Source organism: Kitasatospora sp. NPDC023385 (genome assembly GCF_055664045.1).
Genome location: NZ_JBVOOL010000003.1, coordinates 329,790 through 356,383 on the forward strand (window position 1 = coordinate 329,790; position 26,594 = coordinate 356,383).

Sequence of the window (26,594 nt, forward strand, 5' to 3'; positions counted from 1 at the left end):
TTCAGCTCCTCGGTCGGCGGGGGCGGTTCGGGACGGCGGGGGCGGCGGAGGCGGCGGGCCCTTCCGGGCCGAGCAGGGCGGTCAGCCGGTCGGTGACGGCGGCCAGCCGTTCGGGCGGGAGCAGGCCCGGGCCCCGGGCGGCCGCGAAGTCGGCGAACGCCTCCGGGGTGGTGAACGCCGGGCGGTAGCCGAAGGTCTCGCGCAGCCGCGCGGTGTCCACCACCCGGCCGTGGGTGAGCAGCCGCAGCTGCTCCGGTGAGACGTCGACCAGCCGGGTCTGCCGGGCGAGGCCGGCCATCCAGCTGACCGCGGGCAGCAGCAGCGGCAGGGTCGGCCGGCCGAGCCGGCGGGCGCACTGGGAGAGCAGCAGCACGCCCTCGCCCGCCACGTTGAAGGTCCCGGTGTTGACGGTGCCCGGCTCGGGCTCGCCGGCGGCCCGGCAGAGCACGGCGACGGCGTCGTCCTCGTGCACGAACTGCAGCCGGGGGTCGTAGCCGAGGACGGTCGGCAGCACCGGCAGCGCGAAGTACTCACTGAGCGGGGTGTCCGCGGTCGGGCCGACGATGTTGGCGAAGCGCAGCACCGTCACCGCGACGTCCGGGCGGCGCCGGGCGAAGCCCCGTACGTAGCCCTCGACTTCGGCCGCGTCCTTGGCGAATCCGCCGCCGGGCGGGTCCTTCGGCTGGATCCGCTCGCTGAAGACCGCCGGGTCGCGGGGCGCGGAGCCGTACACGCCGGTGGTGGACTTGACCACCAGTCGGCGCACCGCCGGCGCCTTCTGGCAGGCGCCGAGCAGTTGCATGGTGCCGATGACGTTGGACTCCTTCACCGCGGAGCGGTTGGTGGAGCCCAGGCCGGTGGCGCTGACGCTGAGGTGCACCACGGTGTCCACCTGGTGCTCGGCGAGCACCCGGGACAGCGCCGGGCGGCGCAGGTCGAGCTGGTGGAAGCGGTACGGGGCGGCCGGCCCGGCTGGCTCCTCGGCCGGCGACCGGGGCGGCTGCACGTCCACCCCGACGACCAGGTCCACGCCCGGGCGGCGGCGGACTTCGGCGGCGAAACGGGCACCGAGATGGCGTGCCACCCCGGTGACGAGCACGACCACGCCCACGGTGCTGCACCCCATTCCCACGACCCGAGCGGCCTGCGTGCACCGTACCGCGCCGCCCCACCGGGCCGTGAAACGACACCGCCCGCCCAGGCCACGACGGGCCTGGACGGGCGGTGGAACGCCTGGACCCCGCGAGGGCGGGGCCTGAGTTCTTCCTGCGCCGCTGGACGCGGGTCCGCGCACGCCCCGCCGAAGCGGGGCAGGGCGCAGGTGCAGGCGTTACTTCTTGTTACGACGCTGGACCCTCGTGCGCTTCAGAAGCTTGCGGTGCTTCTTCTTGGCCATACGCTTGCGACGCTTCTTGATGACAGAGCCCACGGAACAACCCTCGCTCACTGAGACTCTCGTCCGTGAGAGACGGAGTCCATACGACTGACGTGAGGGCCTAGCCTACCGTCCGGGGCGCCAGGGCCGTAATCGTGCTCCCCCCACCCGGGAAACGGGCGGGAAATCCGGGGCGAACGGGGCCCGGTCCACGGCTGCGGACCGGGCCCCGCCGACCCTGGTGCTACGCGCTCTCGAGCCGCACGTACGACTCCTTGAGGTACTCGTGCACCGCCTGCTGGGGCACCCGGAAGGACCGTCCGACCCGGATGGCCGGCAGTTCTCCGCTGTGCACCAGGCGGTACACCGTCATCTTGGACACCCGCATGACCGCAGCGACCTCCGCCACGGTCAGGAAGACGACTTCCTGCAGGGGACGCTCCACGGAACTCATGACCATCACCCGACCCTTACCCGTGTGCAAGGCACCGGCTTCCCCTCCGGTGACTCCACCGGCACACGTGTATCCCCAGAGTAGTTATGCGTGGTACCAGTGGGAAGAGGGGAAGTGCAGTCCTCGTACGGTGAGAGATAGGACTGTTGCAGTACGTAGCCACTCGGCGGATCGCACGGGTCGACGTACGCACCGCCGGGCGGGCCCCCCGGCCGGGGCGGCGGGATCAGGCCAGCAGGCCGTGGTGGGGGAACACCGCGCGGCGGCCGGCCAGGATGGCCTGATCGAGCCGGTCGGCCGGATCGTAACCCGCGTCGAAGTCGCGCCAGGTCGGGCGGGCGCCGTCGGTCATCCGCAGCGGGGCCGGGCGGCGGGTCCGGCGGTAGACCTCGGCGCGCCAGGACTCGGGGGTCTCGGTGGCCGGGTCGACGGGCCGTCCCGCGGCGGTGGCGACCAGGTGGGTCCAGCTGCGCGGGACGACGTCCACCACGGCGTAGCCGCCCCCGCCGGTGGCCACCCAGCGGCCGCCGGCGTGCCGGTGGGCCAGCGCGTGCAGTTCCTCCGCGATCAGCCGCTGGGCGTCCAGCGTGACGGCGAGGTGGGCGAGCGGGTCCTCCACGTGGGTGTCGGCGCCGTGCTGGGTGACCAGGACCTGTGGCCGGAAGGCGTCCAGCAGGTCGGGCACCAGGGCGTGGAAGGCGCGCAGCCATCCGGCGTCGCCGGTGCCGGCGGGCAGCGGCAGGTTGGCGGCGGAGCCGGGGGCGTCCGGGCCGCCGGTCTCCATCGGCCAGCCGGTCTGCGGGAAGAGCGTGGCCGGGTGCTCGTGCAGGGAGATCGTGAGCACCCGGGGGTCGTTCCAGAAGGCCGCCTGCACGCCGTCGCCGTGGTGGACGTCCACGTCGACGTAGGCGACCCGCTCGGCGCCGAGTTCGAGCAGCCGGGCGATGGCCAGCGCCGGATCGTTGTAGACGCAGAAGCCGGAGGCCTTGCCGGGCATCGCGTGGTGCAGGCCGCCGGCGAAGTTGACGGCGTGCGGGGTCTCGCCGCGCCACACCGCCTCGGCGGCGGCCACGGACTGGCCGGCGATCAGCGCGGAGGCCGAATGGATGGCCGGGAACGACCAGTTGTCGTCGGTGCCGAGGCCGTGCCGGGGATCGCTCCGCTCGGGGTGGGCGGCGGCGTACTTGACCGCCTCGACGTACTCCCGGGTGTGCACCAGCCGCAGCGTGGACTCGCCGGCGGGCGGCGCGGACCGGACGGTCACCCCGGGACCGCCGTCCAGTCCGAGGGCCTCGACCAGGCGCATGGTGAGGGCCAGCCGGGTCGGATCCATCGGGTGGCCGGGGCCGAAGTCGTAGGCGGTGACGGCCTCGTCCCAGAAGAGGTGCAGGCCGCAGGGGGTGTCACGCTCGGCTTCGGGCATGGCCTCCACCGTAGCGGGTGGCGGCGGCCGGGCGGCCGCCAGGGCGCTCCGGGACGGCGGGCGCCGGTGCGGCAGTTGTGGGGCAGCTGTGCGGCAGCTGTAGGGCCGCTGTGGAGACGGGTTGTCGAGGGGGTGCAGACAAAAGCCCGGCGGCTACCTATTCTCTCCGCCATGAAGCCATTCAGCGTGCAACGCCTTGGGGTAATTCTCGCTGCAATACTGGGAATTGGCCTGTTCTTTGCCGCCCAGCCGGCCTCCGCCGAGATCAGCGGCACCTCGTTCTCCGTCGACAAGCCGACGGCCAAGCCAGGTGATCAGCTGACCCTGACCCTCGCCCTCACCAACACCGAGAGCACCGCCATCTCCTTCGCCTACGAGTACATCCAGCCGATCTGGCCGGCCAACGCGCAGAGCGGCGCGTTCACCGTCGTCGGCTGCGCCGGCGAGAGCACGGACTGCGCGTTCAGCGGCAACAGCGCCAACTTCCACTTCGTCGTGCCGATCGCACCGGGCACCACCCGCACCGTCACGGTCACCGTCCAGATCACCGCCACTCCGGCCTGGACCGGGGCGTACACCCTGAACTGGGCGCCGTACGTCTACGCCGAGTACGGCCCGGCGGGCGCCCCGACCTTCACCAAGGACCAGATCTGGTACAACGGCCTGCCCGAGCTGCAGACCGTGATCGGCTGACCCCCGCCCCGGCCACGGCCCCCGTCGTCACGCGGCGGCGGGAGCCGACACCGGTGCCGGCGCGAAGCGGTCGGCCAGCGGCAGGACGGCGAGCACCAGCAGCATCGGGGCGAGCAGCGCCCAGCGGTACGAGCTCGCGTCGGCGATCGCCCCGACCAGCGGCGAACCGATCAGGAAACCCACGTAGTTGAAGAGGTTGAGCCGGGCGACCGCGGCGTCCGAATCGGCCGGGAAGAGCCGGCCGCCCGCCGCGAACACCTGCGGGATGATCGCGCAGATGCCGAAGCCCAGCACGGTGAACCCGGCGATGCCCGCCCAGGCGGTGGGCGCGACGGCGGCCACCCCGAAGCCGGCCGCGGCCAGCGCGGCACCGCCGCGGACCACCGGGACGGCGCCGAAGCGCTGCACCGCGCGGTCGCCCAGGGTGCGGCCGAGCAGCATGGCGACCATGTAGCCGAGGTAGGAGAGCTTGGCGAGGTCCGCGCGGCTGCCCAGCCCGTCGGTGAGGTACTTGACGCTGTAGTTGGAGACCGAGGCGTCCGCGATGTACGCGAAGGCCATCGCCAGGCAGAGCGGCAGCAACGGCCGCCACGGGACGGACCGGGCGGCGGCCTCGGCGGCCTCCCGGACGGCGTCGCCGAGTTCGGCCGGGCCGGCGGTGGGGGTCCCCCCGGCCGAAGGCTGGGGGACGGTGCCGGTCAGCACCGCGAGCGGGGCGATCACCGCGGCGGCCGTGCCGAACAGCACCGGCAGCCCGAGGCCGTAGTGCGAACCGAGGCCCGCCAGGGCCGCGCCGACGATACCGCCGAGGCTGAACGCGGCATGGAAACCGATCATGATCGAGCGGCCGTAGCGGTGCTGCAGGCCCACCCCGAGCATGTTCATACTGGCGTCCAGCGCCCCCACCAGCAGCCCGAACGCACCCAGCGCCAGGGCGAGTTGCCACAGCGCGCCACCGAGCCCGGCCGCCGCCAGGCTCAGGCAGACGGCAGGCTGGACCACCCGCAGCACGGCCCGGGCGCCGGTGCGCTGCACCAGCCGCTCGGAGGTGATCGAACCGACCCCGGCCAGGATCGGCACCGCGGCCAGGAAGACCGGCAGCAGCCCGTCGCTCAGCCCGTACCGGTGCTGGATCTCCGGGATGCAGGTGACCAGCAGCGCGAAGGTGGTGCCCTGGAGCAGGAAGCTGACCGCGAGCGCGGCCCGCCCCACGCGCAGGCCGGACGCCATCGGGGACGGGACGGGCTCCGCGGACGGCACGGACGGCGCGGCACTCATACGGACCTCCACAGGGCCTTCCGGCCACCTCGCTACCGGCCGGTAGGACGATGTTGGCGAGAGCGTAGGCGGTGCGCCGCGATTGCGGGAGGGGTCGCGCAGGGACTTCTGCCACGGGCCGCCGCGGACTGCGGCGGACTGCCGAGGACTTGCCGCCGACGGCCGAGGACTGCCGCGGACTACTTCCCGCCGGAGGCCAGCTCCCGGGAACGGTCCCGCGCCGCCTCCAGGGCGCCCAGCAGCGCGGCCCGCACCCCGTGGTTCTCCAGCTCGCGGATGGCCGCGATGGTGGTGCCGGCCGGCGAGGTCACCGCCTCGCGCAGCTTCACCGGGTGCTCGCCGGAGTCGCGCAGCATCACCGAGGCCCCGATCGCGGACTGCACGATCAGGTCGTGCGCCACCTGCCGGGGCAGGCCGAGCAGGATGCCGGCATCGGTCATCGCCTCGACCAGGAAGTAGAAGTAGGCCGGGCCGGAGCCGGACAGCGCGGTGGCCGCGTCCTGCTGGGACTCGGGCAGGCGCAGCGCCTTGCCGACCGAGCTGAAGATCTCCTCGGCCCGCACCAGGTGCTCCTCCGAGGCGTACGAGCCGGCCGAGATGACGCTCATCCCCTCGTCCACCAGGACCGGCGTGTTGGGCATCACCCGGACCACCGGGGTGCCGGCCGCCAGCCGCTCCTCGAACCACGCCGTGGGGACGCCGGCCGCCGCCGAGATCACCAGCCGGTCCGCGCCGACGTGCGGGGCCAGCTCCTCCAGCAGGGTGCCCATGTCCTGCGGCTTCACCGCGAGGATCAGGGTGTCGGCCAGCTTGGCGGCCTCGGCGTTGGAGACCGCCACCACGCCGTACCGGCCGGCGAGTTCGACGGCGCGCTCGGGGCGGCGGGCGGTCACCAGGACGTCCGCCGGATCCTTGCCGGCCCGCAGCAGGCCGGAGAGCAGGGCCTCGCCGATCTTGCCGGTGCCCAGGAAGGCGATCTTCTGTCCGTGTGCTGCGCTGCTGCCCATGGTCCGCTCCTTGCCTCGGTACTGCGGCCATCCTCGCACCGCGCGACGGGGCTCGCCGTGGCCGTCCGGTCCGTGGTCGCCAGGATCAGGATCGGGCTCGGGCGGTCTCCGCGGTCGCCGGGCCGGGCGCCCCTAGGGAGAAAACCAGGGGGTTCCCCTATGGCCCCCCGGCCCGGGCACGCGCACCGTTGAGCCATGGCACACGACGAGATGTCCCGACGTGAGAACCGGCAACTCGCCGTCGCCGCGGCGACCGTGGGCCCGTGGCGGACCGCCGCGGGAGTCGGTGCGGTGGTGGGGGCGACCGCCCTGGGGATCGAAGCGATCTCCGGAGGCTGGTCGTTGAGCATGCTGGCCGGACCGGCCGGCTGGGCCCTGTTCTTCTTCTTCCTGGTCGGTACCGTCGGCGGGCAGCTGCGCCGCGACACCGCCGACCGGCGGCTGAGCCGCTGGGCGAACGACCACCCGTGGCAGTCCGCGCTCCCGGCGGCCGGCGGGCTGCTGCTGCTCGACACCGTGGCGCAGTTGTTCCTCGGCGACGCCGGCCTGTTCGGCGCCTTCTTCCTCTCCCTGCTGCCGGCCGGCCTCCTGCTGGTGGTCGCCGGGGTGGTGGGATCGGTCAAGCAGGCCCGGCGCAAGGGCTGAGCACCGGCACGGCTGAGCACCGACACGGCTGAGCACCGGCACGGTTCCGGACGAAACGGGGTGAAGCGCCACCCGGCGCGCACCGGTTCGCCACCTGGCGCGCCCCCGATCGACGCATCGTCACAGCCCGTCGGCATACTGGCGCGATGCCGATAGCCGAAGATCCGGAACCGCGCCCCGTCCGGGGCGACGAGCCGGGCGGGTCCGACCCGTCCGGGACGGGCGCCAAGGACCCGTTCACCGACCTCGTCCTGGACGAGGAGTTCGTCCGCAACGCCGCCGTCAAGGAGCAGAGCGGACGCACCCGCATGCTCTCCGCCCGGTGGAAGCACACCCCGCCGGTCGACCCGGGCGGCCGCCGCTCGGTCAACGACGGCCCCGCGCCCAAGCGGCGCTTCGGCCGCAAGCCGAAGCCGCAGGCGGTCGACCCCTGGGGCAACCCGCGCCCGCGCCGCGAGCTGCCGTGGCGCGCGCCGGTCTACGTCGCGCTGACCGCCGCCGTCCTGCTCGCCGCGCTGAACATCGACGGGCTGCGCAACTGGTACGCGGCCCACGGCGGCTCCCCGTCGGCCCACACGCCGGTGCCGACCGTCGCCCCCGAGACGGCCAAGCCGACCACCGCACCGCCGAAGGTCGACGAACAGCAGCCGACCGTCGACCACCCGTGGGCCGGCTCCCCCGCCGAGGGCTGGCCGAACGGCGCCGAGGCCTTCGTCATCCCCGAGGCCCAGGCCACCGGTGTCTTCTCCACCGAACAGGTGGCCGCCCAACTGCAGTCGGTCAAGGACTACCTGGTCGCCGCCAACCTCGATCCGACCGTGATCGCGGGCGGCCGGCCGGACACCGCCCTGGCACTGCTGGAGCGCCAGGACCAGGACGGCGCGAGGTCGGCGCTGGAGCACCCGTCCAAGGAGAACGACCCGACGAACTGGTTCAGCCGGTTCGACCCGCGCGACGCGATCCCGGTGGGCGACACGGTCAAGGTCCAGGGCCGGATGACCTACGAGGGCGACGGGGACAAGGGCGTCCTGATCCACACCGACTTCAGCTACGTGTACGCGCTGCGCCCCGGCCCGGAGGCCGCCAAGCGCGCCGAGTCGCCTCAGCCGGCGAAGCCGACCACACCGGGCTCGCCGACGAAGCCGGGATCGCCGGGATCGCCGCAGAACGGCACCGCCAAGCCGGTGGGCCTGCTCGTGCCGACGGCCGACGTGGCCGGGGACACCTGGACCACCCGTACGATCGTGCGCCGGGTGGACACCTTCCGCTTCTACGACCCGGGCCGCTACCGGGTCCAGCCGAAGAAGATCGTGTACGCCAAGAACCAGACGGACCCGGCCAACTCGGCCTGCAACGTCTACGACGGCTTCTTCCACCCGCAGTTCGACCAGTTCGCGGCGCTGCAGCCGGACGACCCCGCATCCCGGCCGACCGGCGCGCCAGTCGACCCGTACGACCGCAGCAAGGACATCCAGCAGACCGACGAATGCGGCACGATCAGCCGTAACTGACCGGTCAGCGCTTGCGCTTGGTCCGGCCCGACGCCTTGGCGGCGGGCCGGCCGCTGCGGCTCGCCTGCCGCTTCTCGTACTGGGCGACGGCCCGCTCGTAGGAGGCCCGGTGGAGCGCCTCGCCGGGGGCCTCGACCAGGCTGCGGGCGAAGTAGGCGAGCAGGGAGCCCGCGCCGCCGATCAGCCAGACCGCGCCGAGCGACTTGTCCTCGGCCATCCAGCCGGTCAGCCGGTCCCTGCCCTCGGTGAGCACCTTCCAGGTGCGCCGGACGGACATCAGCGAGCAGATCGCGATGGCGGCGGTCAGCAGCGCGTTGAGGAAGGTGCCGTTGTCGGACAGGGCGATGCCCTCGACGCCGAAGCGCAGCACCAGCACCACGGCGGCGGCCGCGACCAGGGAGCCGGCCGACACGGCGACCCGGCGCGGCCAGTAGCCGCCGTCCCGGTTCAGCCAGCTGGTGCCGAACCAGCGGATCGGCTCCGGTTCGGGGGCGCCGACGGGCTTGGGGGCCGGGGCCGGGGCAGTGGAAGCGGAGGCGGGGGCGGGGGACGGGACGGGGGCCGGGGTGGGGGGCTGCTCGGTCACGCCGTCGATTATCACCCGACCGCCGCACGTGCCGGAGGAGCCGTCCCGCGGACCGGGACGGCTCCTCCGTCGTCCACCGGCTCTCAGCCGAGCTTGCTCACGTCGCGGACGGCGCCCCGGTCGGCGGAGGTCGCCATCGCGGCGTAGGCGCGCAGGGCCTGGCTGACCTTGCGGTCGCGGTTCTTCGGGCGGTAGCCGCCCGAGGCCTCCAGGGCGCGGCGGCGCTCGGCGAGGACCTCGTCCGGGACCTCCAGGGAGATCGTCCGGCCGGGGATGTCGATGGCGATGGTGTCGCCGTCCTCGACCAGCGCGATGGTGCCGCCGGACGCCGCCTCCGGGGAGGCGTGGCCGATCGACAGGCCCGAGGTGCCGCCGGAGAAGCGGCCGTCGGTGACCAGCGCGCAGGCCTTGCCCAGCCCGCGGCCCTTGAGGAACGAGGTCGGGTAGAGCATCTCCTGCATGCCCGGGCCGCCCTTCGGGCCCTCGTAGCGGATGACGACGACGTCGCCCTCCTTGACCCGCTTGGCGAGGATCGCCTCGACGGCGTCCTCCTGGGACTCGACCACGACGGCCGGGCCGCTGAAGGTCCAGATCGACTCGTCCACGCCGGCGGTCTTCACGATGCAGCCGTCCTCGGCGAGGTTCCCGTACAGCACGGCCAGGCCGCCCTCCACGGAGTAGGCGTGCTCGACACTGCGGATGCAGCCCCCGGCCGCGTCGGTGTCCAGCGACTCCCAGCGCTCGGACTGGGAGAAGGCCTCGGCGGAACGCACACAGCCCGGGGCGGCGTGCCACAGCTCGACGGCCTCGGCGGACGGCGAACCACCGCGCACGTCCCAGGTCTTCAGCCACTCGGCGAGCGAGTCTGAATGCACGGTGTGGACGTCCTCGTTGAGGAGCCCGCCGCGGTACAGCTCGCCGAGGATGGCCGGGATGCCGCCGGCCCGGTGGACGTCCTCCATGTAGTACGAGCCGTTGGGCGCGACCTTGGACAGGCACGGCACCTTGCGGGAGATCGCGTCGATGGCCCGCTGGTCGAAGTCCAGCTCGGCCTCCTGCGCGGCGGCGAGCAGGTGCAGGATGGTGTTGGTCGAGCCGCCCATGGCGATGTCCAGGGCCATGGCGTTCTCGAAGGCGGCACGGGTGGCGATCGCGCGCGGCAGGACGGCGGCGTCGTCACCGTCGTAGTGGCGGTTCGCGATCGCGACGACCGTCTCGCCGGCCTTCTCGTACAGCGCGCGGCGCCCGGTGTGGGTGGCGAGCAGCGAGCCGTTGCCCGGCAGCGAGAGGCCGATGGCCTCGGTGAGGCAGTTCATCGAGTTGGCGGTGAACATGCCGGAACACGACCCGCAGGTCGGGCAGGCGTTCTCCTCGATGATCGCGATGTCCTCGTCGGACACGTTCTCGTTGACGGCCTGCGAGATCGCGTCGACCAGGTCGAGCTTGCGCACCGTGCCGTCGACCAGGGTGGCCTTGCCGGCCTCCATCGGGCCGCCGGAGACGAAGACCGTCGGGATGTTCAGGCGCAGCGCGGCCATCAGCATGCCCGGGGTGATCTTGTCGCAGTTGGAGATGCAGATCAGCGCGTCCGCGCAGTGCGCGTTGACCATGTACTCGACCGAGTCGGCGATCAGGTCGCGCGAGGGCAGCGAGTAGAGCATGCCGCTGTGGCCCATCGCGATGCCGTCGTCCACGGCGATGGTGTTGAACTCGCGCGGAATGCCGCCCGCCCGCTTGATCGCCTCGGAGACGATCCGGCCGACCGGCTGGAGGTGGGTGTGGCCGGGGACGAACTCGGTGAAGGAGTTGGCGACCGCGATGATTGGCTTGCCGAAGTCCTCGCGGGCTACGCCGGCCGCCCGGAGAAGCGCCCGGGCGCCTGCCATGTTGCGACCGTGGGTGACCGTACGGGACCTCAGCTCGGGCACTGTGCTCCACTCCTTCGGGGCTCTCGCCGGCGCCCCGCCGGTGGGAGGGTGCGGGGGCCGCTGTGGCTACCGAGCCTACGCCCGCCGTCCGGCCGGCGGACGGGCCGTCCGCGATGCGGTCAGGTCCGGGGCGGTCTGGGGCGGAGCGGTCTGGGGCGGAGCGGTCTGGGGCGGAGCGGTCTGGGCGGGGGGCTCACGGGCGTGCGACTCGCGGGCGGGGTCACCCCGGGGCGACGGCCACGGTGAGATCCAGGCTGAACGGCTCCACCACGGTCCCGTCCGGGAACTCGGCGAACAGCGCCTCCCGCTCGACGGCCAGCACCGGCGCGCGCTCCTCCGGGCTGAGCGAGGCCAGGTACGAGCGGGACGTGAGGTCGGCGAGCACGTGGTCGACGCTGACCCGACGCTCCCAGTGCAGCACCGTCCGTTCGACCGCCAGACCGGCCGGCGCGAAGTGGCTGGTGTGCCCGCTGATCCCGCCGTAGCCGTGGTAGCGGGAGGGCAGGGCGGCGGCCATCCGCTCGTCCCGGGCCCGGATCCACGGAACGCTCTCGTCGTACACGTTCCACCAGGCCGCGACGGCGCCGCCGGGCCGCAGCACCCGGAGCGCCTCCGGGACGGACCGCTCCGGGTAGGTCCAGTGGAACGCCTGGGCGTAGGTGACCAGGTCCGCCGAGCCGTCGTGGAACGGCAGGTCGTCGCCACTGCCGCGGACCAGCGGCAGCGCGGGCGAGGAAGCCAGGAACCGGGCGGCCATGCCGTCGCTGGGCTCCACCGCGACGACGTCCGCGCCCCGGGCGGCCAGCAGCCGGGTGGCGATACCGGTGCCGGCGCCGACGTCCAGCACCCGGGCACCCTTGAGGCCGCGGCCCCACAGCCGCTCCAGCGCGTCGAACAACTCGCCGGGATAGCCGGGCCGGCCCCGCTCGTACTCGGCGGCCACCGCGCCGAAACTCCCGGCGGCCTCCCGGTAGTTCCGCTGCTCACCGGAGGTCTGCTGCTCGCGGGAGTTCCGCTGCTCACGGGAGTTCCGCTGCTCCGTCATGTCGCCCCCTCCGTACGGGAGTTCACCGCCGCGCGGCGGGCCCCGTACGGCTCAGCGTACGCGCGAAGGGGTGGCCAGGTGCAAGCGGGTGAAGGCCAGCGCCTCGGCCAGATCGGCCTCGCGTTCGGCGGGGGACGCGGCGCGGCGGGTGTTGACCTCCAGCACCACGTGCCCGTCGAAACCGGTGCGGGCCAGGTGCTCCAGCAGCTCGGCGCACGGCTGCTTGCCGCGGCCGGGAATCAGGTGCTCGTCCTTGCCGGACCCGCTGCCGTCGGCCAGGTGGACGTGGGCGAGCCGGTCACCCATCCGCTCGACCATGGCGAAGGTGTCGATCCGGGAGGTCGCGACGTGCGACAGGTCGATGGTGAAGTGCCGGTACTCCTCGTCCGTGACGTCCCAACCGGGGGCGTACGCCAGCACCTCGCGGTCCCGGTAGCGCCACGGGTACATGTTCTCGACGGCGAAGCGGACATCGGTCTCGCCCGCCATCCGGTTGATGCCCTCGACGAACTCCCGGGCGTACTGGCGCTGCCAGCGGAACGGTGGATGCACGACCACCGCGCTCGCGCCGAGCTTCTCCGCCGCCGCCCGGGCCCGGACCAGCTTGGTCCACGGGTCGGTCGTCCACACCCGCTGGGTGATCAGCAGACACGGCGCGTGCACCGCCAGGATCGGCAGCTGATGGCCGTCGGAGAGCCGGCGCAGGGCGTCGACGTCCTGGCTGACCGGGTCGTTCCACACCATCACCTCGACCCCGTCGTAGCCGAGCTTCGCGGCCAGCTCGAAGGCGACGGCGGTACTCGCCGGGTACACCGAGGCGGTGGACAGCACCACCTTCGTGTCCGGGATGTGCAGCGCCGGATGCCGGGGCAGCACCAGCCGGTCCGTGGTGCGCAGCAGCGGCGGACGGGCGGCGTCCCGGCGGGCGGCCTTGACCGAGCGCACCGACTGGACGGCGGCCTTCGCGGCGCCGGCGGCCCGGGCGGTACGGGTCTCCTTCGGCGCGGCCTTGGCGGCGGCCTTGCGGGGGGCGGGGCTGGAGGTGGGGCTGGGGGTGGGAGTGGGGCTGGGGGTGGGGCTGGGGGTGGGAGTGGGGCTGGGGCTTTGGGTGGACTTCTCGGTCTCGGGCGGGTTTTCGGACCGGTTCTTTGTCGCGCTCTTCGTCGGATTCTTCGCCGCGGCTCGCTTCGCCGTCGACTTCGCGGTGGCGGCGATCGCCGACGGGGCCTCTGCCGTCGTGTGCTTCGTCACGGCGGCCTTCTTCGCGCTGCGCTGGGCCGCCTTGGCCGCCTTGGCCGCCTGCGCGGCGGTGGCGCCCTTGACCGCCTTGCCGAGCCGGCGGCGCGGGCTGTCCGGCCGCGGCTGCCCGTCCCCGGGAGCGCGGCCCTCCCGCGTCCCGTCCTCGCCCGCTGGTTGCACCACGGGAGACAGCGTAAGCGGAGCGCGCGCCGAACGGGACGCCGTCCTACGGGGTGAGCGCCGTCCTACGGGGTGAGCGCCGTCCTACGGGGTGAGCGCCGGGCGGCGACGGTCCGCGGGGCTGTCCATGGCGTCCAGGCGACGCAGGATGATGCCCTCGCGCAACGCCCAAGGACAGACGTCCAGCTCCTGCAGACCGAGCAGGTCCATCGCGGCGTCGGCGACCAGCGCGCCGGCCAGCAGCTGCTTGGCGCGCCCCTCGGACACGCCGGGGATCCGCGCACGCTCGGCGACCGTCATCGCGGACAGCCGCGGCAGCCAGGCGGCCAGCCCACTGCGGGTGAGCCGGCGGTCGGCGTACGGGCCGGCGTCGGCCGGGGCGGCACCGGTCATCCGGGCCAGCTGCTTGAAGGTCTTGGAAGTGGCGACCGCGTGCTGCGGCGGCCCCAGCCGGTTGATCTCACCGACCACGGTGGCCATCTCGGCGCGGATGTGGCGCCTCAGCTCGCGCAACCCGGCCGGGTCGGCGACGTCGCCGGGCAGCCAGCGGGCGGTCAGCCGGCCGGCGCCCAGCGGCAGCGAACACGCGACGTCCGGCTGCTCGTCCAGGCCGCAGGCGATCTCCAGCGAACCGCCGCCGATGTCCAGATTGAGCAGCCGGCCCGACGACCAGCCGAACCAGCGGCGGACGGCCAGGAACGTGAGCCGGGCCTCGTCCTGCCCGGACAGCACCCGCAGCTCGACGCCCGTCTCGGCGGCCACCCGACGCAGCACCTCCTCGCCGTTGGCAGCCTCGCGCACGGCGGAGGTCGCGAACGGGAGGATGTCCACGACGCCCTTGTCCTCGGCGACCTGCAGCGACGAGGCGACATGCCCGACCAGCCGCTCGATGCCGGCCTCGCCTATCGCGCCGCTCTCGTCCAGCAGCTCGGCCAGGCGCAGTTCGGCCTTGTGCGAGTACGCGGGCAGCGGTGCAGCGCCCGGATGGGCGTCCACCACGAGGAAGTGGACCGTGTTGGAACCTACGTCGAGCACACCGAGTCGCATAGCTCTTCACGCTACGCGACTCGGGCCCGGACGAGTGCGGCCGAGGCGGTATTCGCGCTGGTCCGGACCGGTAGGGGCGCGGTGGCGGGCCGTGACGGCCGGTGGCTGCTGCCCTGGTGGCTGCCTGGTGGCCGCCCTGTTGCGGCTCGACAACTGCTCGATCGCTACTCGACTGCTGCTCGACTGCTGCTCGGTCGGCGACCTCTCACAACAGCCCGTCCCACAGCTGCTCCACGATGACGGCCCACCAGTTCTCGGGATCGGCGAAGACCGTACCGTCCACCTCCACCAATGCGCGCTGCAAGGCATCCACCGCCTCGCCCGCTGTCCCCCGGTCGAGCCCGCGCAGAGCAGGCCACCAGCCCGCGAACACCTCCAGGCAGCGGACGAAGGCGCGCAGGTCCGCGTTGCAGTGGCGGGCGGTCGCGTAGTCCGGATCCACCGCCCGGACGGCACCGTCCGCGGCATCGAGGACCACTGCGGCCCACCCGTCCGTCCCCAGCACCCGCTGACCGGCGAGTGCCAGACGCTCGCGCGCGGCCGCCCTGGTGCCGCGGCCGAGCGCGGCCAAGTGCACGGCCAGCGGCGGCAGCACGGTGCCGGGACGGGTGCCGTCCGCGATCGCCTCGGTCCGGGGGTGATGCAGCGCGAAGAACCCGGGCAGGGCCGTCGGCACACCCACCGACAGCAGCAGCGCGGCCGCGTCCCCGGGCAGTTCGGCGCGGGCGACGTCCGCCGGATCGAAACGCTGCACCCCCGCCGGGCCGAAGCGCTCCACGAGCCGCGCGGCGAGCACCGCGTCGGACTCGGGCGATCCGGTCCCCACTGGGCGCGGGAAGGGCACCCGGTTACGGGGCGGCCCGTCCGCCGTCCCGTCCGCCGACCCGGGCAGCGCCCGTACGGCGGCGGCGCGCTGGTCGAAGCGCGGACCGTACGGCAGCTCGAAGTCGACCCGGACCTGCGGCAGTTCGGCCGCCAAGGCGTGGGCCCAGTAGCCGCCGGGCAGGGCACTCATCCGCAGATCGATCCGGACGGCCAGCACATCCTCGGCCGCCACGCCCTGCTCCCTAAGCCACCACCAGCCGCGCAGCGCGGGATGCGGCAGGCCCGCCGCCGAGCGCAGCGCCAACGAACGCTCCCCACCCGCCGCGTCCCGGTACGTCAGCTCGACCCTGGCGCCCCGGCCGGTCACCGGCGGCCTGGCCGGATCGTGGCCACCGGCGCCGACGAAGTCCCGGTACAGCCCGACCACTTCGTCCACCGGCACCGAAGGCCACACCGTCAACCGCCCGCTCTCCCGGTCCACCACAGCACACGCCGCCCCCACCTCTTCGGGCGCCCGCCGCTCCCCCGTGCGCGGATCCACCACCACCCGCGGAGGCTCCGCCCACACGACCCACCCGAGGTCGAACTCGTGCGCCAAAACCCGCCGCACCGCCGCCCCGGCCCCCTGCGGCAGATCCCCGTTGATCCACCGGTGCCCCGCCTCCACCGCCTGCGCCCGCGAAATCACCCGGTCACCCGTCCCCATCCACTGCCCCCAGCATCCGCCCCCACCCGCGCCGCGACCCTACGCCCCCGCCCAACCCCCACACCAAGCCCGCAGGCGGCTCCTGGTCGACCGCGCCTGTTCCGGCCGGCCGGTGGCGCACGGCGCTGCCAGGATGGGCGCTCCCCCAGGCCACGGCCCACAAGTGGTGCAGCGATGGCGCATGGAGGGCGAGGCCGGCCTACTCGACCCCGCCCCAGTCGCCCGCTCACCACCCCGCACCGCATCCCGGCAGTTGTCGAGGCCCGGATCCGCGAGCTGCGGCGGGACCGCAAGCTCGAACCGGCACCAGATCGACCCGATCCTCGATATCCCGGCCGGCAACGGCAACCCCGCTCAAAGTCATCACCACCGCCGCGAACGTCAACGACGTTACCCAGACCCTGGCCCTGGTCGACGGCATCCCGTCGGTTGCCGGCCGGGTCGGGCACCCGCGCAACGCCCCGAGGCCCTACTCGGCGACAAGGGCTACGACAGCAACGCCAACCCGCCGCGAACTGCGCCGCCGGGGCATCCTGCCGGTCATCTCCCGACGTGGCGCACCCGACATCCAGGGCCTGGGCAAACAGCGCTACGTCGTGGAGCAGACCTTCGCACTGCTCCACCAGTTCAAGCGCCTCGCCGTCCGCTGGGAACGACGCCTGGGCCTCCACGACGCCCTGATCTCGCTGGCCTGCAGTCTGATCTCCTGGCGACGACTCAAGAGGGCTACTGAGTAGAGGCGATATGCGCTTCGCCGCCCGTCCGAGGCCGGCAAATTTTCAGCTACTCCGCGGTGCGCTTCTGCTTCCAGTCCCGTTCCCGAGGCGCTTGATGCGCCAGCTCGGCAGCGGGTGACGGGCCTCTCTGGTTAGGAAGTGCATCATGTCGATCAGCATGCGTCGAACGTCCGCAATGGGGACCAACAGTTCTTCCCACTGGTTGTAGTGGGCGTGCAGGCGAATCCGGTCGTCGGAGACACGCTCCAGCAGGCAGCTTTCCACCCCCAGCCGGAGCTCATCGCCAGCTTCGATCCTGAGCCACTGCAGGAGGACTGACGAGGCCGCCCAGTCCGGCCCGCATTGGGAGACGATCTCCTCTGCTGCCCAGCACAGCGCCTGGGGGGTGCCTTGAGGAGCGCTGATGACGGTGGTGTCGAAGGCGGAGGCAACACGGTGGGATGCCCCGTCCTCGCCCCTGTCAGATGCGGGGATCTCCTCGAGGCCGAAGACCCAGTGGCCCTTTGGGATCTCCCGGCGCTCGTTCGTCTCGCTCATCTGCATGAGGACGCCAGGCCGTACCCTCGACCGGGCGCCGGGCCTGTCCCAAAGCCAGCCGATCCACAGACACGTGATCGTGTTGCGAGCTCTACGCAACCTCACTCCGGCATCGCGGGCTAATAGGGCGTCCGATTAAACGTTCCCACCGAGCCGAACCCGGACCCACTATGCGCCAGAAGTCGACCTAGCCGACTTCTGGCGCAGTCCCTGACCTTGTTCTCTTAACGCCCGGAGCCGGGCCTACGTGGCATCCATGTACGCGAGGTGGGTGCCGCAGGCTTGGCACTGGAAGAGGTAGGCCGTCGGCTGGCCGTCCTTGGTCAACGCGTTGAGGTATTGCTCGGCCTGTGGCTTCGGCCAGGAGGCAAGTTCTTGTCGAAGTGATGCCGATGCATCCGGATAGGCGGCAAGTTCGGCAGCTCCGGCGGGGCCGAGAAAAGCCGCGCCGTCCGCGCAGTGGATCAGCCATCGCTCCTGCTGCCAGCCGCTGAATCCTGGCGTGCGTTGCGTGATCGCGAACAGTCGAGCCATCGGGACGTCGTCGACGACATCGGTGAACTGGGCCTCGAAGCGGTCAGCCGCGCTCCCGTCCGCGATGCACCACGGGCAGAGCCGATCGCGGAGATTCTCGGCTGCGTAGACGGGGCCGGTGTAGATGTAGCCGCGGGCCCGACCACAGCACCTGCATTCCGTGTCGGACTGGACGACGGCGCCGGTCGCCACGGGGTCGGGGTGATACGGAAACACGGGAAGCGGCTCGCTCACGGGCAGCGACCGTATCACCGCAGTCCTTGCCGCTCAGGCGGGTCTGTCGTCAGTCCTCCGGGGCTTGGTACCCCTCTTGTGATGAGCCGGGCGGGCGTACGCCCCGCCGGTCGCGAGGACTCTGCCGACGTCGTGACGGGGTGCCGGAGTGCGGGTCATGGAGCCCGGTGGTCGGCCGAGGCCGGGCCGCGTCGGGTCGGTTTTCGGTGCACTCGCTGGCGATGCGGACTTCGTGTGGGGGTTTCTGAACCCGCGTCGGCCCCGGGCGAGGCGGAGCTGGGTGTGGGCGGCGATCACCCCTACCTCGTCGCAGAGTTCAGGATCATGCGAAGGCCGCTCCGGAGTAGGGGGAATACTCGTGTGGATGATCATCCCGATGTCGCGTCCGAGGTCGGACGGCAAACGTCAAGCTAACCGCGCGGCGTGAAGATTATGACGGCCGGTCTACAGATTCGTTCACCCGCGCCCAATCTCACCATGAGCGAAAAGTCGGCCAGGCCGACTTTTCGCGCAAGTCGCCTCCCAGTCCGCGAGGAATATGACGACCGGTCCACATATTGAGCCCTGACCGCCTGCGCGAGCCGAGCTGACGGGGCTGGGCCGGGCTCAGCCGGTGGGGGTGAGGTCGAGGGGGCGGCCTTCGGGGGTGAGGGTGATGGCCCAGAGGCCGTGGGTGGCGGGGTGGAGAGGGGCGGGGCTGCGGCGGGCGAGTTGGTGGTCGAGGTAGGTGAGGGCGTCCCGGTGGTTGACGGCGTTCCAGGCGTGCGGACGGCCGAACGGGTCCAGGGTGAGGAGGACGGCCTGGGCGCCGTGGCCCGCGCGGCGGAGGTGTCCGGCGAGGCGTTCGAAGGCCTGGTCGCCGTCGCCCAGGTCGCGGAAGGGTGCGCCGAGTTCGCGTTCGGCGCGGTCGCGGCCGCCGCGTTCGCCGGCGTCGCCCTCGGTGGGGATGCGCGGGGCGGCGCAGGTGGGGCGGCCGGTGTGGCACTCGACCGCGGACAGGGCGATCTCCAGGCTGTTGTTGGCCCGCCCCGGTTCGCGGTATCCGCCGTCGTTGACGGCCTCCGCCCAGCCGTCGGCGGCCGGGTCGGGGTGGCGGAGGGGCAGGCCGTCCTCGTCGCGGGGAGAGCGGCGTTCGAGTTCGGCCTGGTGTTCCGGGTCGACCGGGGCGAGTCCGCCGGGCAGGCCGTACGGGCGGCTGTCGGCGATGCTGCGCGGTCGGATGGTCTGGCTGTCCGGCTGGGTGCCGCGCCGTGCGCGGAGGGCGAGTTGCAGGGCCAGCGCGTGGGCGGTCGCGACGGGGACGGCGCCCCAGGAGAGGGTGGGGTCGGCGGCGGTCGCGGCGGTGTCCCGGCGGCGGGAGTCGACAGGGTGCGGCTCGGGCCGGGCGATCACCGGGGTGGTGCCGACGATCGGCGGTGCGGCCGGGGCCGGCGGACCGGTGACGGGATGCGGCGCGGCGCCGACCGGGGTGCGGGGTGCGGGTGCGCCTGGCCGGAACTCGGCGACGGGCTGCGGCCCGGAGGCCCCCGCCCCGACGCCGCTGCCGAACGGCGACGCCACCTGCGCGGATCCCCCGCCCCCGCCCCCGCCCGCGAGCGGGCCGGGCCCGACGGTGCCGACCGGCGGGTACCCGCCGCCGTACGCCACCCCGACCGGCCGGACCACCGAGGGCGCGTCCGGCCCCGGACCGTACGAGGAGCCGTACGAGGGCCCGTGCAGAGGACCGTTCGAGGTCGGCACGGGCGGCGCGGACGATACGGCAGGGGACGCGGGCGGCGCTGGCGGCGCGTCCACCGAGTCCGTCCGCACGGTCACCGGCGCACCGCCACCACCGCCACCACCACCCCCTCCGCTCCCACCACTTCCACCGTGCGGCGAGGCCGCGGGGGCCGGGAGCGGGTAGTCCCCGCCCGACCAACCCGCCGATCCACCACTCTGACGGACCGGGGCGGCGACGGACCGGCCGGATGCCCCGTCGTCCCGCGCCGGAGGGGTCCAGTCGCCGCCCGTCACCGCCCGCTGCCCCTGCCAGCCCCCCGTCGCGTACGAGGCGGCCCCCGACGACGACGCGCCGGAGTGCGCACTCACGTCCCCGCCCCCGCCCCCGACCGGGCCCCCGACCGTGCCCGGGTCCGCAACGACGGCCGAGGCCACGGTCACCGCGCCGGGCACCTTCGACGACGTCCCGTCCGGAGTGACGGCCGACGGGTCCGCCGACTTCGGCAGCCCGGCGAGCGGCAGCCCGCGGACTTCCTTGCCGTTCTCGTCGGTGAGCACCGGCTGCCCGTGCGCGTCCAGCCGGACGGCCAGGTCCGCCACCCCGACGACCGGCGTGCCGTCCGGCCCCGGGACGACCAGCAGCCCGGAGGCGTCGGCCACCGGGGTGCCGTCGGCGCGGAGGATGACCGGCAGCCCGTCCTGGCCGAGGACGGGCTGCCCGTGTTCGTCGAGCTTGACGGTGAGGCCGGGCACTCCGACCAGCGGCTTGCCGTCCTTCCCGGCGACCAGCACCAGTCCGGAGCCGTCCGCGCCGAGCACGCCCGGTTCGCCGAGGGCGGCGGGGAGTCCGGCGGCGAGCGGGTCCAGCGGGTCCAAGGCGTCCAGGGCGTCCAGGCCGAAGGGGCCGGTGCGGTACGAGGCGGCGGTGATACCCGTTCCCAGCGCGGTGCCGAGCCTGAGGAGGGCGACGGCGGCCGGCTCCTTGAGGGCGGTGGCGAGGGCGTCCTTCATGCCGCGGCCGAGTTCGACGAGCAGCCCGCCGATCTTCAGTGCGGCGGCTTCGACGGCGACGGCCGCCACGCCCGCGGCGACCTGCTCGGTGGCGGCGTTCTTGACCTTGGTCGCGAGGCCGCCGACGGTCTTCTCCAGCCCGCCGTCCGCCGCCGCCACGGCGACCTTGCCAGCCGCTTCCTTGGCCTTGGCCGCCTGCTCGTCGGCCTGTGCCAGGTCGGCGGCGAGTTGCCGCAGGGTGGCGATGATCTCTGCCTTGCAGGTGTCCACGGCCCACGCGGCGCTGTCGAAGGCCCCGGCGACCAGGCCGACCGCGGTGTGCGCGTCGTCCAGGTGGCCTTTGCCGCCTCCGCTGAAGGCCTGCCAGTACGTGCCGAAGGCCTCGACCGCGTGGCCGGAGTTGTCGGCGGTGACGCGCTGGACGGACTCGCCGCAGCGACGGGTGAGGCGGTCGGTCTCCTTGCCGAGCTCGCGCCAGACGCCGGCTGCCTTGCGCAGGCCTTCCTCGTCGGCGTGCGGCCACTGGTGGCCGGTCCTGGCCAGCACCGGGGCCAGTTCCTCGGGCAGTTTCCGGGACACGCGCTTCCCCCTTCGAGCCGGGTCCGTCAGACCGGCAGGTCTCACACCGGCAGGTCTGACACCGGCAGGTCTCAGACCGACATGTCCTTGGGGACGGCGGGCGCCGCCCCGGCGGTTGCCCCCGCGGCGGGCGCCGCCCCCGGGGTTGCCCCCGCCCCGAATCCGCTCGCGGCCGAGGTGTCGGTGTCCGTCGTGCGCTCGGCCATGGCGTGCAGCCCGGACCCGACGTTCCGCACCCGGCCGGCCAACCCGCGCAGCCCGCCGACGAGTTCGCCGTGCGCCGGACCGTACACGGCGGCGAAGCCGCTGCCCGCCTGGTCCGTCCCCCAGGGGGTGCCGAGCGCGGTGAGATCCCGTTCCAGGGCGGCGACGGCCTTCGTCAGCTCTCCGCCGAGCTTCTCGAACTCCCGCCCCTCGCCGTGCAGTTCCCACGGTTTGAGGGCGAACTCCCCGCCCGCGCGGTCGGACGCCCCGGTGCTGCCGCCTGCCATCCCCGTACCTCCCGTACCCCTGCCCCATGCCCCGCAGCCCATGGCCCGCAACCGCGGCCCCGTACCCCGTACCCCGCAGCCGACCGGCCGCCATCCTAGGCACGCTCCCAGCCCCGCCCGCAGTGCCAGACGGACCTCTTCACCGCGCCTTCACCCGCACCGAGCCCGTCACCACCGCCGCGAAAGCTCTACCCTTGCCGGGTGGCACCAGCAGAAACGTCCAAGAAGAAGGCCAAGGCGAAGCCCCAGGCCTCCCCCGCCCACGTCGACCTCGCGATGCCGACCCTGCGCCGCGAGATCCCGCGCGACGAGGTCCCGCTCGACTTCCCGCGCGCCTGGGTCGAGTTCGCCGACCCCGCCGACGAGGAGCAGGTGTTCCGCTGCGACCTCACCTGGCTGACGTCCCGCTGGTCCTGCGTCTTCGGCCAGGGCTGCCACGGCATCCGCGAGGGCCGCGGCGAGTCGGACGGCTGCTGCACGCTGGGCGCGCACTACTCGGACGAGGACGACGAGAAGCGCGTCGTGGGGCACGCGGCGCGGCTGACGCCCGAGCTGTGGGAGAACTTCGCCGAGGGCACCGACGCCAAGGGCCGGATCACGTCCGGCGACGGCACCTCCGGCGGCATCACCATGCTGGACGAGGACGGCGACCGCCAGACCCGCCGGGTCGACGGCGCCTGCATCTTCGTGAACAGCCCCGGTTTCGCGGGCGGCGCCGGCTGCGCCCTGCACGCGCTGGCCCTCAAGGAGGGCCGGGAGCCGCTGGAGACCAAGCCGGACGTCTGCTGGCAGCTGCCGATCCGCCGCACCTACGACTGGATCGACCGCCCGGACGACAGCCGCTACCTGCAGGTCTCGATCGGCGAGTACGACCGGCGCGGCTGGGGCCCGGGCGGCCACGACCTGCACTGGTGGTGCACCGGCGCCCCGGCGGCGCACCAGGGCGCGGAGCCGGTGTACGTCAGCTACCGCCCCGAGCTCACCGAGCTGATGGGCAGGGCGGCGTACGACGTGCTGGCCGGTCTGTGCGAGGAGCGGATCGCCACCAAGGGCGACCGCAGGATCGCCCCGCACCCGGCGGACCCGACCAGGAAGTCCGATGCCGCCAAGAGCGCCGACCGCGCCAAGAAGGTCGACCCCGCCAAGAAGCCCCCGGCCAACTGACCCCAGCGCCCTACTTGTCGATGTCCCCGACCACGAAGAACATCGACCCCAGGATCGCCACCATGTCCGCGACCAGCGTCCCCGGCAGCAGTTCGGTCAGCGCCTGGACGTTGTTGAAGGACGCCGAGCGCAGCTTGAGCCGCCACGGCGTCTTGTCGCCGCGCGAGACCAGGTAGTACCCGTTGATGCCGAGCGGGTTCTCGGTCCACGTGTAGGTGCTGCCCTCGGGCGCCTTGAGCACCTTGGGCAGCCGCTGGTTGACGGGGCCGGCCGGGAGGGTGGCGAGTTTGTCGAGGCAGGCGTCGGCGAGGTCCAGCGAGTTGGCCGTCTGTTCCAGGAGGCATTCGAAGCGGGCGAGGCAGTCGCCTTCGTCGCGGGTGACGACGGTGAGTACCTGCCGCAGTTCTTCGGAGCCGTACGCGAGGTAGGGCTCGTCCCGGCGCAGGTCGAAGTCGAGGCCGCCGGCGCGGGCGATGGGGCCGCTGACGCCGTACGCCTGGGCCTGGGCCTTGGTGAGGACGCCGACGCCGGCGGTGCGGGCGCGGAAGATCTCGTTGCCGAGGACGAGGTCCTCGAAGACCGGCAGCTGGGAGCGGACGGCGGCGACGGCGGTGCGGACCCGGCCGAGCCAGCCGGCCGGCAGGTCCTCCTTGAGGCCGCCGACGCGGTTGAACATGTAGTGCATCCGGCCGCCGGAGGCCTCTTCCAGGACGTGCTGGAGGTCTTCGCGGCTGTTGAAGGCGTGGAAGACGGGGGTGATGCCGCCGAGTTCGAGCGGGTACGAGCCGAGGAACATGAGGTGGTTGAGCACCCGGTTGAGTTCGGCGAGCAGGGTGCGGATCCACACCGCCCGCTCAGGGACCTCCATGCCGAGCATCCGCTCGACGGCGAGGACGACGCCGAGTTCGTTGGAGAAGGCGGAGAGCCAGTCGTGCCGGTTGGCCAGCATGATGATCTGCCGGTAGTCACGGGCTTCGAACAGCTTCTCCGCGCCCCGGTGCATGTAGCCGATCACCGGTTCGGCGGTGATGATGCGCTCGCCGTCGAGCAGCAGGCGCAGCCGCAGCACGCCGTGCGTGGCCGGGTGCTGGGGGCCGATGTTGAGCACCATGTCGGTGGTGCCCGCCTCGCCGGTGAAGTTCTCGGCTCCCGCCCCGATGCCGACCGTGGTCTCCCTCATGCCTCCAGAGTCTGCCATCCCGGCAGGGGCGCCAAGCTCGCCGGTACCGGCATGCGGACGCTCTGTGCCAGCCACCCGAAGCCGCCGAGCCCGCCCGGGTCGGTCAGTTCGGCACCCTCCCCCGCGCCGCTCAGCGCCCGCAGGTAGCCCGCCGGGTCGGTGGAGGCGAGGGCGAGCGGCGGGCGCCCGCCGCTGACGCCGAGTGCGCGCAGCGCCTCCCGCTGGGTCGTCCACAGGCTGTGGAGACCGGGTACGGCGACGGAGTCCAGGGCGACGTGTGCGGTGACGTCGCAGGAGCCGTCCGGCACGGGGGCCACCTCCCGGCCGTCCCGGAAGCCGGTGTACGTGCCGAAGGGCGGCCGACGCCCGGCGGTGTGCCCGTAGTCGACGGCGACGGCCAGTCCGCGTTCCAGCCCGGCGACGGCCCGCGCCCAGGCGGCGTCCCGGGGGCCGCCGAACTCCACCACCGCCCCGGGTTCCGAGACCGGCCACCAGCGCTCGGCCCAGGCCGCGTCGGCCGCGGAGACCGGTTCGCCGAGTCGCTGCTCGCCGGTCGCGGTGTCCACCTCGACGTAGCGCAGCACCCCGTCCGCGTCCACCTCGCCGGCGTCGAGCGGCACGTTGTCGAGCCACTCGTTGGCGAACAGCAGTCCGGTCAGGCCGCGCGGCGGCTCGTCCGTCCACAGGGCTGTGGACGGCAGGCCGGCCGGCCGGTCCGCGATCTCCACGCCGTACGGGCGCAGCCGCGCCAGCAGATCGCCGCGCACCTCACCGGGCGGTCCCCCCAGCAACCCCCCGACCGGCTCACCGGCCGGCTCCCCGGCCACCTCACCCGACAGCTCGGCCACCACGCCGGCGAGCAGTTCGCCCCGTCCGGCCCCGACGTCGACCAGGGCCAGCTCCTCCGGACGACCGAGGGCTTCGTCAACCTCCAGCAGCAGCCGGGCCACCGCACGGGCGAACCGGGGCGAGGCGTGCACGGAGGTGCGGAAGTGACCGGCGGGGCCCTCCGGCCTGCGGTAGAAGCCCCGGCCGGGTTCGTACAGGGCCTGTTGCATGGCGGGCGCCCACCGCATCCAAGTCATGGGGCGGGACGCTACCGGGCTGCGGGAAGCCCTCCCAATCGGAGCCGGGGCTTCTCCGACCTACGGAGTAGGACGGATCGCCCTACCGGCGGACCTGGGCACGCGGAGCGACTGCCTACGCTGGACACGTGCATCGACTCAACGCCTGGCTCCGCCGTCACCCCATGGTGGTCGACGCCGCATGGGCGGCGATCGTGCTCATCATCGGCCTGCTGCCGAACGACAACCTCCCCGACGAGGGCTGGCGCTTCTCCGCGGACCTCCTGGTCGCGCTGGTGCTGCCCGCGCTGATGGTCTTCCGCCGCCGCCACCCCGACGTCACCGTGGCCGCCGCCATCGGTCTCGGCGTCAGCCAGGTCCTCGCCGACGTCGAGCCGGGCGGCTCCTCGATCGCCTACCTGGTCTTCGCCTACACCGGCGCCGCCTTCGGCCAGCGGTGGACGTCCCGGCTGGCGCTGACCGTCGGCCTGTCCGCCGGGCCGCTGGTGTTCTGGCAGACGCGTCCGATGAAGACGGTCGACATCGGCGCCGGGCACTACGTCTCCCGCCCGTACAACCCCGGCGAGGCGGCGGCGATCATGCTGCTGATGAGCACGCCGTTCATCCTGTGCTGGGCGTGGGGCCGGCTGACCAGGGTGCGCCGTGCCTACCTGACCGAGCTGGAGGACCGCGCGGCCCGGCTGGAGCGCGAGCGGGACGCCCAGGCGAAGGTGGCGGTCGCCGCCGAGCGGGCCCGGATCGCCCGCGAGCTGCACGACGTGGTCGCGCACAACGTCTCGGTGATGATCGTCCAGGCGGACGGCGCCGCGTACGTCCTCGACAACTCGCCGCAGCAGGCCAAGGAGGCGCTCGGCACGATCGCCTCCACCGGCCGCCAGGCGCTGGTCGAGATGCGCCGCCTGCTGGGGGTGCTGCGCACCTCCGACACCAGGGCCGACGAGTACGTCCCGCAGCCGGGCGTCGAGGAGCTGCCGGAGCTGCTGGAGCAGGTCCGCACGGCCGGGCTGCAGGTGGACTACGCGACCTCCGGGCACCCGCGGGAGCTGCCGCGCGGCGTCGAACTCACCGTCTACCGGATCGTCCAGGAGGCGCTCACCAACGTCCGCAAGCACGGCGGCCCCGATGTGCACGCCCGGGTCGCGGTCGACTTCGGCGAGCGCGAACTGGCCGTGCTGGTGGAGGACGACGGGCGCGGCAGCACCGACGAACAGCTGACCGCCGGCGGCGTGGACGGTCTGGGCCACGGCCTGATCGGCATGCGCGAACGCGTCGGCATGGTCAGCGGCAGCCTCGACGTGGGCCCCCGCCCCGGCGGCGGCTTCCGGATCCGCGCCGTCCTGCCGCTCAAGGCGGCCCACTAGCCCCGCCCGCTTCCCCCTCT

At 73.4% G+C, this 26,594-nt stretch carries 24 protein-coding genes and 1 pseudogene; 6 read left to right on the forward strand and 19 right to left on the reverse strand.

Translation table 11 applies throughout. The annotated features are described in order from the left end of the window. Position 1: 1 nt before the first annotated feature. The 4 genes from AC0B61_RS07490 to AC0B61_RS07505 all read right to left on the reverse strand — a co-directional run bounded on the left by AC0B61_RS07490 (position 2) and on the right by AC0B61_RS07505 (position 3,252). Positions 2 to 1,111 carry an NAD-dependent epimerase/dehydratase family protein gene (locus tag AC0B61_RS07490; RefSeq protein WP_471739797.1) on the reverse strand — a complete coding sequence of 370 codons (1,110 nt, stop codon included), beginning with the start codon at positions 1,109 to 1,111 and terminating at the stop codon, positions 2 to 4. A 219-nt stretch (positions 1,112 to 1,330) separates the two neighbouring features. Next, positions 1,331 to 1,447: a 30S ribosomal protein bS22 gene (locus AC0B61_RS07495; protein ID WP_425311139.1), complete on the reverse strand. Its 117-nt coding sequence runs from the start codon at positions 1,445 to 1,447 to the stop codon at positions 1,331 to 1,333. Positions 1,448 to 1,619: 172 nt separating this feature from the next. Further along, positions 1,620 to 1,829: a helix-turn-helix domain-containing protein gene (locus tag AC0B61_RS07500; protein WP_045699258.1), complete on the reverse strand. Its 210-nt coding sequence runs from the start codon at positions 1,827 to 1,829 to the stop codon at positions 1,620 to 1,622. Positions 1,830 to 2,055: 226 nt separating this feature from the next. Beyond that, positions 2,056 to 3,252, reverse strand: a complete 1,197-nt coding sequence (locus AC0B61_RS07505; protein ID WP_471739650.1) for an acetoin utilization protein AcuC — start codon at positions 3,250 to 3,252, stop codon at positions 2,056 to 2,058. A 171-nt stretch (positions 3,253 to 3,423) separates the two neighbouring features. On the opposite strand from AC0B61_RS07505, the gene AC0B61_RS07510 reads away from it, so the two are divergent. After that, positions 3,424 to 3,945, forward strand: a complete 522-nt coding sequence (locus AC0B61_RS07510; protein WP_471739651.1) for a hypothetical protein — start codon at positions 3,424 to 3,426, stop codon at positions 3,943 to 3,945. A gap of 27 nt (positions 3,946 to 3,972) precedes the next feature. On the opposite strand, the gene AC0B61_RS07515 is transcribed toward AC0B61_RS07510, so the two are convergent. Continuing rightward, complete coding sequence (locus AC0B61_RS07515) at positions 3,973 to 5,223, reverse strand: MFS transporter (protein WP_471739652.1); 1,251 nt, start codon at positions 5,221 to 5,223, stop codon at positions 3,973 to 3,975. Between the two features lie 179 nt (positions 5,224 to 5,402). Then, on the reverse strand, positions 5,403 to 6,230 hold the full coding sequence (gene proC / locus AC0B61_RS07520) for a pyrroline-5-carboxylate reductase (protein WP_471739653.1): 828 nt from the start codon (positions 6,228 to 6,230) through the stop codon (positions 5,403 to 5,405). A 195-nt stretch (positions 6,231 to 6,425) separates the two neighbouring features. On the opposite strand from proC, the gene AC0B61_RS07525 reads away from it, so the two are divergent. Continuing rightward, positions 6,426 to 6,875 (forward strand): hypothetical protein, encoded by a 450-nt coding sequence (locus tag AC0B61_RS07525; protein ID WP_471739654.1) that lies wholly within the window; start codon positions 6,426 to 6,428, stop codon positions 6,873 to 6,875. Positions 6,876 to 7,021: 146 nt separating this feature from the next. Further along, positions 7,022 to 8,386 (forward strand): SCO2583/SCO2584 N-terminal domain-containing protein, encoded by a 1,365-nt coding sequence (locus AC0B61_RS07530; RefSeq protein ID WP_471739655.1) that lies wholly within the window; start codon positions 7,022 to 7,024, stop codon positions 8,384 to 8,386. A 4-nt stretch (positions 8,387 to 8,390) separates the two neighbouring features. Here AC0B61_RS07530 and AC0B61_RS07535 read toward each other — a convergent pair whose 3' ends face one another. From AC0B61_RS07535 to AC0B61_RS07560, 6 genes are all read right to left on the reverse strand, one after another. After that, positions 8,391 to 8,972 (reverse strand): hypothetical protein, encoded by a 582-nt coding sequence (locus tag AC0B61_RS07535; protein WP_471739656.1) that lies wholly within the window; start codon positions 8,970 to 8,972, stop codon positions 8,391 to 8,393. Between the two features lie 83 nt (positions 8,973 to 9,055). Next, positions 9,056 to 10,900 carry a dihydroxy-acid dehydratase gene (gene ilvD / locus AC0B61_RS07540; RefSeq protein WP_471739657.1) on the reverse strand — a complete coding sequence of 615 codons (1,845 nt, stop codon included), beginning with the start codon at positions 10,898 to 10,900 and terminating at the stop codon, positions 9,056 to 9,058. A gap of 220 nt (positions 10,901 to 11,120) precedes the next feature. Next, positions 11,121 to 11,945 (reverse strand): class I SAM-dependent methyltransferase, encoded by an 825-nt coding sequence (locus AC0B61_RS07545; protein WP_471739658.1) that lies wholly within the window; start codon positions 11,943 to 11,945, stop codon positions 11,121 to 11,123. Between the two features lie 51 nt (positions 11,946 to 11,996). After that, positions 11,997 to 12,800 (reverse strand): sugar phosphate isomerase/epimerase family protein, encoded by an 804-nt coding sequence (locus tag AC0B61_RS07550; protein WP_471739798.1) that lies wholly within the window; start codon positions 12,798 to 12,800, stop codon positions 11,997 to 11,999. Between the two features lie 648 nt (positions 12,801 to 13,448). Further along, entirely contained in the window at positions 13,449 to 14,411 is a 963-nt protein-coding gene (locus AC0B61_RS07555) for a Ppx/GppA family phosphatase (RefSeq protein ID WP_471739659.1), read from the reverse strand. A gap of 205 nt (positions 14,412 to 14,616) precedes the next feature. Beyond that, positions 14,617 to 15,678: an SUKH-4 family immunity protein gene (locus tag AC0B61_RS07560; RefSeq protein WP_471739660.1), complete on the reverse strand. Its 1,062-nt coding sequence runs from the start codon at positions 15,676 to 15,678 to the stop codon at positions 14,617 to 14,619. Between the two features lie 590 nt (positions 15,679 to 16,268). On the opposite strand from AC0B61_RS07560, the gene AC0B61_RS07565 reads away from it, so the two are divergent. After that, positions 16,269 to 16,679 (forward strand): transposase, encoded by a 411-nt coding sequence (locus tag AC0B61_RS07565; protein ID WP_471739799.1) that lies wholly within the window; start codon positions 16,269 to 16,271, stop codon positions 16,677 to 16,679. 42 nt (positions 16,680 to 16,721) lie between these two features. Here the strand turns inward: AC0B61_RS07565 and AC0B61_RS07570 are convergent, their stop codons facing one another. The 5 genes and pseudogenes from AC0B61_RS07570 to AC0B61_RS07590 form a co-directional block, all read right to left on the reverse strand. After that, the gene (locus AC0B61_RS07570) at positions 16,722 to 17,216 is read right to left on the reverse strand and encodes a hypothetical protein (protein ID WP_471739661.1); all 495 of its coding nucleotides are present in this window, start codon (positions 17,214 to 17,216) and stop codon (positions 16,722 to 16,724) included. 243 nt (positions 17,217 to 17,459) lie between these two features. Then, a complete protein-coding gene (locus tag AC0B61_RS07575) occupies positions 17,460 to 17,984 on the reverse strand; it encodes a CbrC family protein (protein WP_471739662.1) in 525 nt (174 codons plus the stop codon). Between the two features lie 33 nt (positions 17,985 to 18,017). Next, positions 18,018 to 18,281, reverse strand: a pseudogene (locus AC0B61_RS07580) (NF041680 family putative transposase); the annotation flags it as partial. A gap of 309 nt (positions 18,282 to 18,590) precedes the next feature. Continuing rightward, positions 18,591 to 21,293 carry a toxin glutamine deamidase domain-containing protein gene (locus AC0B61_RS07585; RefSeq protein WP_471739663.1) on the reverse strand — a complete coding sequence of 901 codons (2,703 nt, stop codon included), beginning with the start codon at positions 21,291 to 21,293 and terminating at the stop codon, positions 18,591 to 18,593. 71 nt (positions 21,294 to 21,364) lie between these two features. Continuing rightward, the gene (locus tag AC0B61_RS07590) at positions 21,365 to 21,784 is read right to left on the reverse strand and encodes a hypothetical protein (RefSeq protein ID WP_471739664.1); all 420 of its coding nucleotides are present in this window, start codon (positions 21,782 to 21,784) and stop codon (positions 21,365 to 21,367) included. Between the two features lie 276 nt (positions 21,785 to 22,060). Between AC0B61_RS07590 and AC0B61_RS07595 the strand changes: the two genes are divergently transcribed. Then, on the forward strand, positions 22,061 to 22,948 hold the full coding sequence (locus AC0B61_RS07595; RefSeq protein WP_471739800.1) for a DUF3109 family protein: 888 nt from the start codon (positions 22,061 to 22,063) through the stop codon (positions 22,946 to 22,948). 10 nt (positions 22,949 to 22,958) lie between these two features. Here AC0B61_RS07595 and AC0B61_RS07600 read toward each other — a convergent pair whose 3' ends face one another. Further along, positions 22,959 to 24,128: an NADH-quinone oxidoreductase subunit D gene (locus AC0B61_RS07600; RefSeq protein ID WP_471739665.1), complete on the reverse strand. Its 1,170-nt coding sequence runs from the start codon at positions 24,126 to 24,128 to the stop codon at positions 22,959 to 22,961. Then, a complete protein-coding gene (locus AC0B61_RS07605) occupies positions 24,125 to 25,213 on the reverse strand; it encodes an SAM-dependent methyltransferase (protein ID WP_471739666.1) in 1,089 nt (362 codons plus the stop codon). Before AC0B61_RS07605 ends, AC0B61_RS07600 begins: the two co-directional genes overlap by 4 nt. Before the next feature lie 128 nt (positions 25,214 to 25,341). Here AC0B61_RS07605 and AC0B61_RS07610 point away from each other — a divergent pair, with 128 nt between their 5' ends. Then, on the forward strand, positions 25,342 to 26,574 hold the full coding sequence (locus tag AC0B61_RS07610) for a sensor histidine kinase (RefSeq protein WP_471739667.1): 1,233 nt from the start codon (positions 25,342 to 25,344) through the stop codon (positions 26,572 to 26,574). Positions 26,575 to 26,594 lie beyond the last annotated feature (20 nt).

Excerpts from the sequence above, each read along its gene's own strand:
- AC0B61_RS07525 (WP_471739654.1), top strand. The coding sequence starts at position 6,426 with ATGGCACACGACGAGATGTCCCGACGTGAGAACCGGCAACTCGCCGTC.
- AC0B61_RS07505 (WP_471739650.1), bottom strand. The coding sequence starts at position 3,252 with ATGCCCGAAGCCGAGCGTGACACCCCCTGCGGCCTGCACCTCTTCTGG.
- proC (WP_471739653.1), bottom strand. The coding sequence starts at position 6,230 with ATGGGCAGCAGCGCAGCACACGGACAGAAGATCGCCTTCCTGGGCACC.
- AC0B61_RS07530 (WP_471739655.1), top strand. The coding sequence starts at position 7,022 with ATGCCGATAGCCGAAGATCCGGAACCGCGCCCCGTCCGGGGCGACGAG.
- AC0B61_RS07510 (WP_471739651.1), top strand. The coding sequence starts at position 3,424 with ATGAAGCCATTCAGCGTGCAACGCCTTGGGGTAATTCTCGCTGCAATA.
- AC0B61_RS07590 (WP_471739664.1), bottom strand. The coding sequence starts at position 21,784 with ATGGCAGGCGGCAGCACCGGGGCGTCCGACCGCGCGGGCGGGGAGTTC.
- AC0B61_RS07595 (WP_471739800.1), top strand. The coding sequence starts at position 22,061 with ATGCCGACCCTGCGCCGCGAGATCCCGCGCGACGAGGTCCCGCTCGAC.
- AC0B61_RS07515 (WP_471739652.1), bottom strand. The coding sequence starts at position 5,223 with ATGAGTGCCGCGCCGTCCGTGCCGTCCGCGGAGCCCGTCCCGTCCCCG.
- AC0B61_RS07555 (WP_471739659.1), bottom strand. The coding sequence starts at position 14,411 with ATGCGACTCGGTGTGCTCGACGTAGGTTCCAACACGGTCCACTTCCTC.
- AC0B61_RS07600 (WP_471739665.1), bottom strand. The coding sequence starts at position 24,128 with ATGAGGGAGACCACGGTCGGCATCGGGGCGGGAGCCGAGAACTTCACC.
- AC0B61_RS07545 (WP_471739658.1), bottom strand. The coding sequence starts at position 11,945 with ATGACGGAGCAGCGGAACTCCCGTGAGCAGCGGAACTCCCGCGAGCAG.
- AC0B61_RS07570 (WP_471739661.1), bottom strand. The coding sequence starts at position 17,216 with ATGAGCGAGACGAACGAGCGCCGGGAGATCCCAAAGGGCCACTGGGTC.
- AC0B61_RS07605 (WP_471739666.1), bottom strand. The coding sequence starts at position 25,213 with ATGACTTGGATGCGGTGGGCGCCCGCCATGCAACAGGCCCTGTACGAA.
- AC0B61_RS07500 (WP_045699258.1), bottom strand. The coding sequence starts at position 1,829 with ATGAGTTCCGTGGAGCGTCCCCTGCAGGAAGTCGTCTTCCTGACCGTG.